We start from the raw sequence: 12,854 nt of genomic DNA on the forward strand, positions 1-12,854 counted from the left end.
GTGGCCTCCCTGCTCTACCGCCTCGGCAGCGCTGCAGCCCGCCGCCCGCTCGCCTTCGTCCTCGCCTGGGTCCTGGTCCTCGGCACCGTCGTCGGGGCGATGCTCTCGCTCCAGCGCCCGCTCACCAACGAGTTCGAGCTGCCGGACAGCGAGTTCGCCCAGGTGCTCGCCGACCTGGGGGAGCAGATCCCCGAGGTGGCCGGCGGCACCGGCACAGTGGTCCTGTACTCCGAGGACGGCTTCACCGCCGAGCAGCGCGACGCGATCGACGCGACGCTGGCCGAGTGGGAGGACCTCCCGCACGTCACCGGCACGGTCGATCCCTTCGCCACGCAGGCCGAGCTCGACAGCAGCGACGCCGACCTGCGTGACGGCCGCCGACAGCTCATCGAGGGCCGCGAGGAGTACGAGAAGGGGGCCCGCCAGCTCGAGCAGCTGCGGTGGCTGATCGGAGAGGGCGAGCGCGACATCGCCCGGCTGCAGCGCACCGACCCCGACAACGCCACCCTGCCGGCCCGCATCGACGGGCAGGCCGAGCTGGAGGCCACCCTGGCCGACGGTGAGGCCCGGCTGGCCGACGCCCGCGGGCAGCTCGAGGACGGGGAGCGGCAGTACACCGACGGCGCCACCCTGCGCGGCCTCGGCGACGGCGTCCGCCTCGTCAGCGAGGACGGCACGACGGCCCTCGTCCAGGTGCGCTTCGACGCCAGCATGCAGGAGATCTCGCCCGACGACCTGGCGCTGGTGCCCGAGACGGGCGAGCAGCTCGCCGACGCCGGCGTCGAGGTGGACTACGGCCAGGAGCTGGTCTTCTCCACCGAGGTCGGTGGCATCGGCGAGGCGATCGGCATCGGCGTCGCCACCGTCGTGCTGCTGGTGATGCTCGGGTCCCTGGTGATGGCCGGTATGCCGCTCGCCGTGGCCTTCACCGGCGTCGGGGTCAGCCTGCTCGGCGCCCTGGCGCTGACCCACTGGCTCGACCTCCAGCAGATGGCCCCCGTGCTGGGCGCCATGCTCGGCCTGGCGGTCGGCATCGACTACGCCCTGTTCATCGTCAACCGGCACCGGCGCCAGCTCGCGGACCTCGACCACGCGGGCAGCGAGATCGACCGCGAGGACATCCGGCACGGCATCGGCCTGGCCGCCGGCACCGCCGGCACCGCGGTCGTGGTGGCAGGTGCCACCGTGGTGATCGCGCTCGCGGCGCTGCTCGTCTCGGGCATCCCGGTCCTGGTGCAGATGGGTGTCCTCGCCGCGGCCACCGTGCTGGTGACGGTGCTCGTGGCCCTGACCCTGACCCCGGCCCTCCTCGCGCTGGCCGGTCGCCGCGCGATCCCGCGGCGCGGGAAGAAGGACACGCCCCGCACGGACGGCTGGCCGGAGAAGTGGGTGGACGCCGTCACCCGGCGCGCCCCCGCCGCCGTGGTCGCCGTCGTGCTGCTCATGGTGGTGCTGGCGATCCCCGCGCTCTCGCTGCGCCTCGGCCTGCCCGACGGCGGGTCCGAGCCACCCGACTCGACGGCCTACCAGGCCTACGAGCGGGTGGGGGAGGCCTTCGGCGCCGGCGCCAACGGCCCGATCGTGGTGTCCGCCGACGTGGAGGAGCCCGTTGCCCGGGCCGACGTCGTGGCCACCCAGGCACGGATCGGCTCCGAGCTCGCCCAGGTCGAGGGCGTCCGCGACGTCCTCCCGATCGGGGTGAGCGAGGACCGCCGCACCCTCGCGTTCCAGGTCGTCTCCAGCGACGGCCCGTCCGCCGAGACCACGGTCGCGATCGTCGACGAGCTGCGCGGCCCGATGACCGACGAGCTCGCGGCCGACGGCGTCGACGTCGGGGTCACGGGTGCGACGGTGGCCAACATCGAGGTCTCGCAGAAGCTCGCCGACGCGCTGCCGCTCTACCTCGTGCTCGTCATCGGCCTCTCGCTGCTCCTGCTCACCATCGTGTTCCGCTCGGTGCTCGTGCCGATCATCGCGACCGCGGGCTTCCTGCTCTCGGTGGTGGCGAGCTTCGGCGTGATCGTGGCGGTCTACCAGTGGGGTTGGCTCGGCACCGTCTTCGACGTGCACAACCCGGGTGCCGTGCTGAGCTTCATGCCGACCCTGCTGATCGGCATCCTGTTCGGCCTGGCGATGGACTACCAGATGTTCCTGGTGTCCGGCATGCGCGAGTCCTACGTGCACGGCCAGGACGCCCGGCAGGCGGTGCGCAGCGGCTTCGCCTCCGGCGCCCGCGTCGTCGCCGCGGCGGCGCTGATCATGGTGTCGGTCTTCGCCGGCTTCGTGTGGTCGCACATGACGATGGCCCGACCGATCGGGCTCGGGCTGGCGGTCGGCGTGCTGCTCGACGCCTTCCTCATCCGGATGACGCTCACGCCCGCCGTCATGTCGATGCTGGGCGACAAGGTCTGGTGGATGCCGGTCTGGCTGGACCGCATCCTGCCGCACCTCGACGTCGAGGGATCGGCGCTCGTGGACAAGCAGCGGGCGCCGCACCCGGTCGCCGACGACGCGCGCCAGGAGAGCGAGAAGGACGCCCTCGTCTAGCTCGTGCACCGTGTCCGGCGGCAGGTCACTCGGGGATCGGCGGGCCCAGGACCTCGAGCCCGTAGCGGGGACCCACCTCGGCCCAGCGGGGCAGCTCCACCTCCGGGGGCTGGCCGTCCTGGCCGGGGAGGCGACGCTCGGCCGCGGGGATCCCCACCTCGTCGTACAGGCCCATCAGGCCACCCGGCGCGGTGAGGGAGAGCAGCCGCGCCGGCTCGTCGCCGCGGATGCGGAAGGCGTGCGGCACGCCGCGGGGCAGCCACACGAAGCACCCGTCGTACAGCTCCCACGTCTCGTCGCCACCACGGTAGGTGACGCGGCCGGACAGGACGTAGAACGCCTCGGCCTCGTGGGTGTGCTGGTGCAGGGGAGTGGCGATGCCGGACGGCTGGGTCACCAGCGAGACGCCGAGCAGTCCCTCGGTGTGCCCGGGGCCGACCAGGTGCTCGAAGAGCGACCCCATCGCCCAGGTGGCCGGGCCCTCGCCGGGCTCGCGGACGACCACGCCGGTGGCGGTGCCGGACTCGCTCATGGCTGCTCCTCGGGCCGACGCATATTGACCAGAAGAGCCTTCGGATCAATATTGGTACGGTAGGCCGCGTGACGGGTCCGGTCAAGAGGCGCTACCGCTCGAGCGTGCGGGCCGAGCGGGCGGCCGCGACCCGGCTCGCCGTGCTCGCGGCTGCCCGCGACCTCTTCTCCGAGGGCGGCTACGGCGGGACGTCGGTGGCCGAGGTCGCGGGCCGGGCCGGGGTCAGCGTGGACACCGTCTACACCTCGGTCGGTCGCAAGCCCGAGCTGCTCCTCGCCGTCGTGGACATGGTCCTCGGCTCCGCCGACGAACCGGTGCCGGCACAGGAGCGCGACTACGTGGTCGCGATCCGGGGGGCGACCACGGCACGGGACAGGATCGAGGTGTACACCGCCGCGCTCGGACGGCTCATGCCTGCGGTCGTGCCACTGCTCGAGGCCCTCGCGCAGGCGGCCGCCACCGACCCGGAGTGCGCCCGGGTGCGGGACGCGATCGCGGAGCGCCGGGCGTCGAACATGCGCCTCTTCGCCGCCGACCTGCGGGTCACCGGTGAGGTCCGTCCCGACCTGGACGACGACGCCGTGGCCGACGTCGTGTGGGCGACGAACTCGCCGCAGTACTACGCGTTGCTGCGCTCGCGGGGCTGGTCGCCGACCCGCTACGCCGAGCACCTCGCGGACCTGTGGAGCCGTCACCTGCTCGCGCGGTAGGCGACCTCGGCAGGTCGCCACGCAGGCCGCTAGCGGAGGAGGTCTGAGGAGTGCGTCGGGTCGCCGAGCTCGCGGTGGTGCGTGCGCACCGCCGCGAAGGTCCAGAGCTTGTTGAGGACGAAGCCCAGCGGGGTCACGACCGCGATCACGATGAGCTGGCCCCAGTAGAGACGGCTGCGCAGGCCGCTGGAGTCGTCGAGCACCGAGGTCGGCAGGGCCAGCGGCGAGCCCGGGTGCAGCAGGACGGTGAGCAGGGCCAGACCGATCGCCTGGGCGGCGAGCCCGACGGCGAGGAACGGCCAGTACTCGCCCCACCAGCGCGAGTGCCCGGCGCTGCGGAAGGTCCAGCTGCGGTTGAGCTGGAAGTTCCAGAGGTTGGCGACGAGGAAGGCCACCGTGGAGTAGACGTGGTACCACCGGATGTTGAACTCGCTGGCCGGGATGCCCACCAGGGCGTCCTCGAAGGGCGGACCGAGGCGCTTCACCGCCACCAGCACGAGCAGGTTGACGACCACCCCGCTGGCTCCGACCGCGGCGAACCGGCCCAGCAGCACGAGGTTGTGCCGGTGGCGCTCGACGGTCCTCCCGAGAGCCCTCACGCGAGGAGGATAAGCGGCTCGTGGGGTGCCCGTTCGACCGACCCCGAGGGTGTGTGGGGAGAATGGGTCCATGACGCAGCAGCCCTTCTCCCGTCCCGGTGCCATCGACCTCTCCGGCCTCCAGCGGTCGGGTGCCACACCCCCCGCGGGCGCGGCGCCAGCCACGGGTGCCGCGGGCGGCTCGTCGTACTCCGTCAGCGTCACCCAGGACAATTTCCAGCAGATGCTGCAGGAGTCCATGACGGCGCCCGTCGTGCTGGTCTTCCACAGCGCCACGCAGGCGCCGGGCAGTGACGCGTACGCCGCCGACGTGGCCGCCGTCGTCGAGGGCCAGGAGGGTCGGCTGCTCGCGGGCCTCGTCGACATCGACGCGGCTCCCGAGATCGCGCAGGCGATGCAGATCCCGCAGGTCCCGCTGATGCTGGTCGTGCTCGACGGCCGTCCGGTGACCCAGCCGATCCCCGGTGCGCTGTCGCGCGAGGAGCTCACCACGCTGTTCGCGCAGCTGGGCCAGCAGCTCACCGCGCAGGGCATCTCGGGGCGGCACCAGCCCCGCTCCGCGGCTCCCGCCGCCGGCGAGGACGAGGAGCCGCAGGTCGACCCGCGGTACGCCGCGGCGCAGGACGCGCTCGGGGAGGGCGACATCGACCTGGCCGTCGCGGAGTACCAGAAGCTCGTCGACGCCAACCCGGCCGACACCGAGGCGGCCGCCGGCCTGGCGATGGCCAAGGTCCTGCAGCGCACCCAGGGCGCCGACCTGCATGCAGCCCGGGCCGCCGCGGCGGACGCCCCTGACGACGTCGACGCCCAGACCCTGGTCGCCGACCTCGACCTGCTCGGCGGTCACGTCGAGGACGCCTTCAACCGGCTCGTCGCGCTCGTCGCCCGGACCTCGGACGCCGACCGCACCCGGGCCCGCGACCACCTGCTCGGCCTCTTCGCGGCCGTGGGCAACGACGACGAGCGGGTGCTCGCCGGGCGTCGCAACCTGGCCTCGGCGCTCTTCTGAGGCTCGCCTCCTCGACGGGCGGCTACAGCTCGCGGGCCAGCTCGTCCAGCATCTCGAGGGTGTGGGCGTTCCAGTAGGCCCGGGTGTGGCCGCCGTCGCCGCCGACCCACGGGTCGGGGGCGACCGGGGCGGCGCCGGCGAGGGCGACCGCCCCGTCGCGGAACGGGTCCCACTCCCCGCACCACAGGCCCCAGGGGATGTCGGCCAGCGCGTCGAGGTCGCGGAGTGCGGGGTCGTCCGGGCCGAGCGCCGGGCTGAAGAGCGCCAGGGCCGCCGCCCAGTCGGGCTCCGCGGCGACGAACCGCAGGGCGCCGTACCCGCCTCGCGACCAGCCCCACAGTGCCCGCCGGTCGGCGGCGTAGCCCCGCTGCTCGAGCCAGCGCGGGAGCTCGTCACGCAGCATCCGCTGGGGGTCGGCGTCCCCACTCGGGACCCAGCCCGCGGGTCCGTCGTCGGTGCCTACCAGCACGAAGGGCGGCGTCCCGGCCTCGACCGCGGCGGTGACGAAGCGGCCGAGGCCGAAGCCCTGCAGCTGCGCCGCCGAGGCGCTGGACCCGTGGAGCACCACGACGACCGGCAGGCCCGCGCCGTCGCCGTGACCGGCCGGGACCGCGGTGAAGAGGTCGAGGCCTCCCATCGCCTGCGACGTCATCCGTTCGACGCGGACCATGCCCTCGGGGACGTCGGGCACGAACACCTCCGGCTCGATGCCGAGCCTGAGCTCGACGCGCTCGGTCAGGGACGGGGGAGCGAGCTGCCAGCCCAGCGCTCCGAGCGCGACCGCCCCTCCGGCCGCGAGGAGGCCGCGGCGGCCGATGCGGCGACGTACGGGCTCCGCAGTCCGGTGCGGCTCGCCGTCCATCAGTCCTCGCTGTCGGCGACGTCCACCACGAGGCGGGGAGGGTCGGCGAGGGCGAACACCCGGACGGGGGACGGGTCGCCGTCGATTCCGGCGAGCACCTGCGTGTAGCCCTCGAACGTGCCGCCGACGTAGACGTCGTCGACCTCGCCACCGTCCGGCTCGAGTCGCTGGGGTCCGTCGTAGTAGCCGTCGGCCGGCCAGGTGGTGCCGGAGGCGTAGACGTCCAGGACTGCGTCGCCGTCGAGGTCGACCGCCTCGCCGCTCCCGTCGAGCCGCGCCCGGTCGACCCAGCCGACCGACCAACCGGGGACGCCCGTGCCGGTGAACTCCAGGACGATCCGGTCGAAGCCCTCGTGCTCGCCCACGCGCACGTCGGTGAGGACCAGGTCCCACTCGCCCGAGCTCTCCGCGAACTGCGTCGACGTGTCCGTCGGGAACGCGGGACCGCCGTCGGTCGGGTCCTCGGGGGGACTCGTCGTCGGCGCCGTCGTGGGGGCCTCCGTCGTGGGGCTCGGTGTCGTGGGCTCTGTCGTGGGGTCGCTCGTCGGGCTGTCGGCGGTGGTGCTCTGGTCATCCGGCCGCTGCGTGGTCGAGGCGCTCGTCGTACCGGCGTCGCTCGTGTCGTCACTCGCTGTCCCGCACGACCCCAGGAGCAGCGGGACGGTCACCGCGCCCAGCAGCGCGGTCGTGGCACGTCGCATCGTCGCTCCTCCCCGTCGGTGGGACCGATGGTAGGCGTGGACCCCGTGGACGGCGGGGGACTCGACGGGGCATCACCGCCCAACTTCTCCCCGCTGGTCGAGAATGGGCGGCATGTCTGCGTCCAGCGTGATGGCGGTGTTCGCCCACCCCGACGACGAGTCGTTGTCGGCAGGTGGTCTCCTCGCCCGGACCGCCAGCGAAGGTGGGCGGACAACCGTGGTCACCCCGACCTGGGCATCGGGCAGCCAGCGCGCACTGGACCTGGCCGAGGCGCTCCGGATCCTCGGTGCCGGGTCGCCGAGACTCCTGGGTTACGCCGACGCACGGGTGCCGGAGTCGGCCACGGGGCAGCCACCCGCACTCGGCCATGGAGTCCTTGGCGAGGCTCATCGGACGCCGGAAGACGCTCCACAGCGTGCCCGATGGCCAGGTCGACGTGAGGCTCGACGTCACGCCGTGGCTCGACACGAAGGTCGCCGCCGTCCTGGCCCACCGGTCCGAGGTACGACGAGGAGCGCTGCCGGGACTCGTGGACGGCCTGGCGGCGGACGCTCGGGTCGAGCTGCTCGGCACGGAGTGGTACGCCTGCCGCGACGCGACCTGAGCAAGGCGCTGCGCGCTGGTCCGGACGACGGTCCCGCGCGACGACCGGGAGAGGCGGACGCCGGTCTCGAGAGCTGACGGGCCTGTGGATTCAGCATTGCCCGACACTTCGAACACTTGTACGATAGGGGTGCCGCGTCCGGTACGACTGGTGGGCGATGGTCTGCTCCTCGAGGACGACCCCAGATGGGTCGTGATCGGCCCCAGTGCGCACCCGGGTGAAGCCCCGGGACTCTCTCCTCGACGCCGGTGTCGGGGGTGGATCTCCTCGAGGGGGTGCGCGGTGTCGACAGTTCGTGACGAGTCGGACGGCGACTGGTGTGCCCCGGGCGCTCCGGTGCCGCTCTCGCCGGTCCTCACCGCTGCGATGGCTCAGGTCGATGCTTCGGTCGACCAGCTGATCGGGGTCGCGGTCGAGTCCTTGGGCGACGACGACGTGGCCCGTCTGCTGGACCACGCCACCCGCCTCGCCGCGCGGGTCGCAGGCCTCACCGCCACGGCAGTGGGTGAGGCCGACCATCGGGCCCTGGGCGATGTCACCGGGGCTCGGCACACCGGCGCCTGGTGGGCGCAGCGCTCGCGGTTGACCCGCCCCGAGGCCGCCCGCACCGCCCGCCTGGGCCGTCACCTCGCCGACGAGCTCCATCGACCCGTCCGGGACGCCCTCACCTCCGGGGCCCTGCATGCCGAGCAGGCGGCGGTGATCGTGGCCGCCGTCGAGGCCATCCCGGCGCGTCCGCAGGACCTGCCCACCGGTGCTCCGGCCCCTGCCGCGCTCAAGGCACAGGCCCGCGACCACCTGCTGTTGCTCGCCGGCGACCATGACGCCCGCGCCCTCAAGGTGCTCGGTCGCCGGGTGCTGGACCTCATCGCCCCGGAGGTCGGTGAGCACGCCGAGGCCGCCGCGCTGGCCCGCGAGGAGGCCGCTGCGGCCCGCAAGGTCCACCTCTCCCTCCGCGACGACGGTCGAGGGTCCGTCCACGGTCGCTTCACCCTGCCCGTCGCTGCGGGCCAGGCGCTTCGCAAGCAGCTCCTGGCCCTGGCCAATCCCGCTCGGCAGCAGCCCCTCACCCGCGATGGCTCCGGTGCTGGCGCGGACCCGTCCGCTGGGTCGGACACCGAGCGACCGCCGCTCGGGAGGCGCCTCGGCTGGGCCCTGGTGGAATGGATCGAGACCTATCCCGCCACGGCCCTGCCCACCAGCGGCGGCACCAACGCCGCCGTCGTGGTCACGATGCCGTTCGAGACCCTCCTCGGCGGTCTGGCCGCCGCGTCACTGGACACGGGCACCCGCGTCAGCGCCGGCGAGGCTCGCCGCCTGGCCTGCGAGGCCGGCATCATTCCCGCCGTCCTCGGCGGCGCCTCGCAGGTCCTCGACCTCGGGCGGGCCTCCCGCTACCACAACCACGCGCAACGGATCGCGATCGCGCTCCAGGACGGCGGCTGCACGGCCGAGGGGTGTGACCTCCCGCCGAGTGCCTGCCACGTCCACCACGAGACGCCCTGGTCGCAGGGCGGTCACACGAACACCCGGGACGCCCGGCTGTTGTGCCACCGCCACCACCGCGTCATCCACGATCCCCGTTACGACACCACCCGGCTCGCCGACGGCAGCGTCCGCTTCCACAGGAGGACGTAGGAGGAGGGCAGCTACGACCTCAGGAGAGCGCGGCGACGACGGCGCGGACGGCGGGGGAGTCGCTCATCGACGCGCGGTGCAGCACCATCAGCTCGCGCGTGGGCGTGGGGCGGTGTGCGGCCACGGCGACGACGTCCGCGCCCAGCGGCGAGCGCCCGAGCCGGGGGACGAGCGCGATGCCGAGCCCGGCGGTGACGAGCGCGAGGTGGCTGTCGAACTCCGCGGCGACGTGGGCGATGCGCGGGAGCCGGCCGGTGCCGTCGTACATCCGGCGCAGCCACTGGCGGCAGATCGTGCCGTCGGGAGTGGCGATCCAGGCCTCGTCGACGAGGTCGCGGGGCGAGACGCGCGTGCGGTCTGCGAGCCGGTGGTCGGCGGGCACGATGACGTCCGCAACGTCGCGACCCACCGACGAGGCCACCACGTGGTCGGGGATCTCCAGCGGCACGTCGCCCCAGCTGTGCACGACCCCCAGGTCCACCTGACCGGAGGCGACCAGGTCGATCGTCTCCCAGGGCTCGTGCTCGACCAGCGTGAGCCCGAGGTCGGGATGGGCGTCGAGGAGGGCGCGCACCGACGGTGCCACGCGGCCGCGCATGGCCGTGGAGAACGCCGCCACCCGCAGGTGCCCGGCCACCCGGTCGGCGTCGCGGTGCAGCGACGACTCGAGCCCCTCGAGGTCCGTGAGCAGCCGGCCCCCGGCCTCGACAAGGTGGCGCCCGGGACCGGTGAGCATCACCCCCCGACCGACGCGCTCCAGCAGGGGTACGCCGGCCTGGCGCTCGAGTCGCTTGACCTGCTGCGACACGGCGCTGGGCGTGTAGCCGAGGGCGTCGGCGGCGGCGACCACGGAGCCGTGGGTGTCGACCGCCCGGAGCGAGACCAGCGCAGCGAGATCGATCATGCAGTGATGCTACAAGAACAGGCACACATTCATTTGCTGGTGCTTCATCATCATCGGCCCCCAGACTGGGGCACGTGAACCTCCGCGACTCGTTCCTCGCAGCCCTGGTCGCGATGATCTGGGGCTTCAACTTCGTCGTCATCGACTGGGGGATGGAGGGTGTGCCGCCGCTGTTGTTCGCGGCGGTGCGGTTCACGGCGGTGCTGCTGCCGGCCGTCCTCCTCGTCCGCCGCCCCGACGCGCCGTGGCGGGTCATCCTCGGGGTGGGTGCCTTCATGTCGCTGGGACAGTTCGGCTTCCTCTACGTGTCGATGGCCGCCGGCATGCCACCCGGTCTGGCCGCCCTCGTCCTGCAGGCGCAGGTCGTCCTCACCATCGTCATCGCGGCCGGCGCGCTCCGCGAGGTGCCCACGGCCGCGCAGGTCGCGGGGGTGGCGCTCGGCACCCTGGGCCTTGTCGTCGTCGGGGCCGGGAGGGGTGGCGACGTCCCGCTCGTGGCGCTCGTGCTGTGCCTGCTGGCCGCGCTGTCCTGGGCCTGCGGCAACGTGATCGCGCGGGCCGCGGGAGTGTCCGGCGGGCTGTCGCTCACGGTGTGGTCCGCCCTCGTGGTCCCGGTGCCGCTGCTGGGGCTGTCGCTGCTGGTGGACGGGCCGGAGGTGGTGGGGGCGGCGCTCGCCGGCTTCTCCTGGCAGGCCGGGGTGTCGACGTTGTACACCGCGGGGCTGGCGTCCCTGGTGGGCTACGGGATCTTCACCGGGCTGCTCGCGCGCTGGCCGTCCGGCGCGGTGGTGCCCTGGGTCCTGCTCGCCCCGGTCGTCGCCATGGTGTCGGCCTGGGTGCTGCTCGGTCAGGCCCCCAACGTCGCCGAGACGAATGGCGGCGTGCTCCTGCTCGTCGGCGCGCTCGTCGCACTGCGCCCCCGGCGATCCGAGGCGCCCCGCCTCCAGTCGAGACCGGCACCGCAACGGCGTGGGCTCGAACGGCCTGACATGTCAGCCCAACCTCCGGCGTCCGGATCGACCGCTGGGGTCCAGCAGCGAGCGTAGGCGCCGATCGGCTCGGCGTCCGCGGTCAGCCGACGGCCTGGAACCGGACCCCCACCACCAGGCCGTCGTCGGCGCCGAACCCACCGCAGGCGAACTGGCTGGACGCGCCGCAGTCGACCATCCTCGTGCTCCCGTTGGCCAGGGTCACCTCGACGGAGGAGACCTTGGAGGCCGCGAACGGCACGGTCACGCTGCCCTTGCCCTTGCGGTGGGTCGGCACGTACGACGTGGTGGTGGTGCCGTCGAGGCGGTGGACCGTGACGGCCGCCCGCACGACGCTCGGGTCCCCGAGATCCACACGGACCTTGAGCGCTCGGCTGCCGGCGAAGGGGAGCACCGCGCCGGTGGCGCTGGTGAGGTGGTCGACGGTGGCGGTGCGCTTCGCCGTGCGCACCTTGCGCGAGAGCTGGACCGTCTCCATCGTGTTCGGTGCGGTGGGGTAGGACTGCTCGATCGCTTCGTCGTAGACGTCGGCGGGATGCTGGTTGGCGGCCGCGAAGGCGACGTACTCCCGCGGCGTCGACGTGCCGCGCGCGGCGAGCACCTTGTCCAGGGCTCGCAGCGAGAAGACCGGGTTCGGGCGCCGGGTGGTGTCGAGGGTCTCCCAGACCTCGCGGACCAGATTCGGGATCCCTGCGGTCTCGTCGGGGTGCTGCTCGGTCAAGTAGCGCCAGAAGCCCCAGTTGCCGTAGGCGTTGAGGTCGAAGGCGTCGAGCGGGGTCGACGGGCCGGCGAGCGGAAAGCCGAACGCCTCCGGGTCGCCCATCTGGCCGTAGTTCAGGAAGAACGCGTTGTCGTTGACGTCGTCGTACAGCTCGTCCTCCATCGCGGTGGCCGTCGACTCCATCAGCCAGCCGTCGTCCTCGGCGTCGTAGGCGAACTGGACGGCGTGGAAGTACTCGTGCGCGACGGTGATCTGGAGCAGCGAGGTCGGGTCCAGCCACGGGGAGCTCGCGTAGTCGTTGTCGAAGGCGCAGTAGCCGTACCAGGCGCTCCCCACGACCGGACCGTCGGCGTCGGAGCGGCAGAAGCCGAGGGCGCCGTACTGGTCGAGGTCCCCGAGGTAGAAGTCGGTCCGCGTCCCACCCTCCTGGCCCGCGTCGGGCAGCGGGGCGCGGAAGCCGGCGGCGGTGTAGGCCCCGGCGACGTCGGCGATGGTCGCGAAGGCGGTCGACGCGAAGTCCGCGGTCGCGGCGTGCTCGCCCTCCTCGACCCAGTGCAGGCAGAACGTGGCGGCGCACTGGGTCTGCAGGTCGGCACCCTCGCCGTAGTAGATGTCGCGCGGGTCGGTGGGGTCGTCGGGAGGCGTGGTGGGTCGCAGCAGCAGGCTCTCGGCGTCCGCCCGGTCTGCGCCGCGCAACGCGTGCTTGGCGACGAAGAGGTCGCGCATGGCCAGGGTCACGTCCCGGTGACTCTCCGCGGCCCCGTCGGTCGCACCGGAGGTTGCACCGGCGAGGGCGGCCTCGGCCTCGGCCAGCGCCGCCTCGGCGTCCTTCGTCTGCGCTGCTGGGTCCGCCGGATCGGACCCGTCGGCCGCACCGGCCGTCGACGGGAGGGCGAAGGTCAGGACGAGGGCGGAAGCGAGCAGGCCGGCGGCGGTGCTGAGGCGCATGGGTCTCCTTGTCAGAGGTCTCGAGAAGTCTGGTCGCGGAGATCCGTTCGCGTCCAGAGAACCGGTGAGTGCGTGTCGTCGCCGGTATC

Annotated in this window: 12 protein-coding genes and 1 pseudogene; 7 read left to right on the plus strand and 6 right to left on the minus strand. The window is 73.3% G+C overall.

Translation table 11 applies throughout. The features are described 5' to 3' along the window. Positions 1 to 2,547, plus strand: a complete 2,547-nt coding sequence (locus DAE25_RS06240) for an MMPL family transporter (RefSeq protein WP_107765329.1) — start codon at positions 1 to 3, stop codon at positions 2,545 to 2,547. A 25-nt stretch (positions 2,548 to 2,572) separates the two neighbouring features. Here DAE25_RS06240 and DAE25_RS06245 read toward each other — a convergent pair whose 3' ends face one another. After that, positions 2,573 to 3,079 (minus strand): cupin domain-containing protein, encoded by a 507-nt coding sequence (locus DAE25_RS06245; protein ID WP_107765330.1) that lies wholly within the window; start codon positions 3,077 to 3,079, stop codon positions 2,573 to 2,575. A gap of 68 nt (positions 3,080 to 3,147) precedes the next feature. On the opposite strand from DAE25_RS06245, the gene DAE25_RS06250 reads away from it, so the two are divergent. After that, complete coding sequence (locus DAE25_RS06250; protein ID WP_107765331.1) at positions 3,148 to 3,789, plus strand: TetR/AcrR family transcriptional regulator; 642 nt, start codon at positions 3,148 to 3,150, stop codon at positions 3,787 to 3,789. A gap of 29 nt (positions 3,790 to 3,818) precedes the next feature. Here the strand turns inward: DAE25_RS06250 and DAE25_RS06255 are convergent, their stop codons facing one another. Then, complete coding sequence (locus DAE25_RS06255; protein ID WP_234410879.1) at positions 3,819 to 4,388, minus strand: GtrA family protein; 570 nt, start codon at positions 4,386 to 4,388, stop codon at positions 3,819 to 3,821. Positions 4,389 to 4,458: 70 nt separating this feature from the next. Between DAE25_RS06255 and DAE25_RS06260 the strand changes: the two genes are divergently transcribed. Further along, positions 4,459 to 5,397 (plus strand): co-chaperone YbbN, encoded by a 939-nt coding sequence (locus DAE25_RS06260; RefSeq protein ID WP_107765333.1) that lies wholly within the window; start codon positions 4,459 to 4,461, stop codon positions 5,395 to 5,397. Between the two features lie 22 nt (positions 5,398 to 5,419). On the opposite strand, the gene DAE25_RS06265 is transcribed toward DAE25_RS06260, so the two are convergent. Beyond that, entirely contained in the window at positions 5,420 to 6,259 is an 840-nt protein-coding gene (locus DAE25_RS06265) for an alpha/beta hydrolase (RefSeq protein WP_107765334.1), read from the minus strand. After that, on the minus strand, positions 6,259 to 6,960 hold the full coding sequence (locus tag DAE25_RS06270; RefSeq protein WP_107765335.1) for an AMIN-like domain-containing (lipo)protein: 702 nt from the start codon (positions 6,958 to 6,960) through the stop codon (positions 6,259 to 6,261). Before DAE25_RS06270 ends, DAE25_RS06265 begins: the two co-directional genes overlap by 1 nt. A gap of 130 nt (positions 6,961 to 7,090) precedes the next feature. Here DAE25_RS06270 and DAE25_RS24260 point away from each other — a divergent pair. From DAE25_RS24260 to DAE25_RS06280, 3 genes and pseudogenes are all read left to right on the plus strand, one after another. Further along, positions 7,091 to 7,285, plus strand: a pseudogene (locus DAE25_RS24260) (PIG-L deacetylase family protein); the annotation flags it as partial. A gap of 91 nt (positions 7,286 to 7,376) precedes the next feature. Beyond that, positions 7,377 to 7,565: a hypothetical protein gene (locus DAE25_RS23790; protein WP_234410880.1), complete on the plus strand. Its 189-nt coding sequence runs from the start codon at positions 7,377 to 7,379 to the stop codon at positions 7,563 to 7,565. Between the two features lie 282 nt (positions 7,566 to 7,847). After that, complete coding sequence (locus DAE25_RS06280) at positions 7,848 to 9,203, plus strand: HNH endonuclease signature motif containing protein (protein WP_159083606.1); 1,356 nt, start codon at positions 7,848 to 7,850, stop codon at positions 9,201 to 9,203. A gap of 19 nt (positions 9,204 to 9,222) precedes the next feature. On the opposite strand, the gene DAE25_RS06285 is transcribed toward DAE25_RS06280, so the two are convergent. After that, positions 9,223 to 10,107, minus strand: coding sequence for a LysR family transcriptional regulator (locus DAE25_RS06285; protein ID WP_107765337.1), 885 nt, complete (start codon positions 10,105 to 10,107; stop codon positions 9,223 to 9,225). 74 nt (positions 10,108 to 10,181) lie between these two features. Between DAE25_RS06285 and DAE25_RS06290 the strand changes: the two genes are divergently transcribed. After that, positions 10,182 to 11,153 (plus strand): EamA family transporter, encoded by a 972-nt coding sequence (locus DAE25_RS06290; RefSeq protein ID WP_107765338.1) that lies wholly within the window; start codon positions 10,182 to 10,184, stop codon positions 11,151 to 11,153. 25 nt (positions 11,154 to 11,178) lie between these two features. Here DAE25_RS06290 and DAE25_RS06295 read toward each other — a convergent pair whose 3' ends face one another. Then, entirely contained in the window at positions 11,179 to 12,765 is a 1,587-nt protein-coding gene (locus DAE25_RS06295) for an MXAN_6640 family putative metalloprotease (RefSeq protein WP_107765339.1), read from the minus strand. Positions 12,766 to 12,854: the final 89 nt, after the last annotated feature.

Source organism: Nocardioides terrigena, assembly GCF_003047265.1.
GTDB classification, from domain to species: domain Bacteria; phylum Actinomycetota; class Actinomycetes; order Propionibacteriales; family Nocardioidaceae; genus Nocardioides; species Nocardioides terrigena.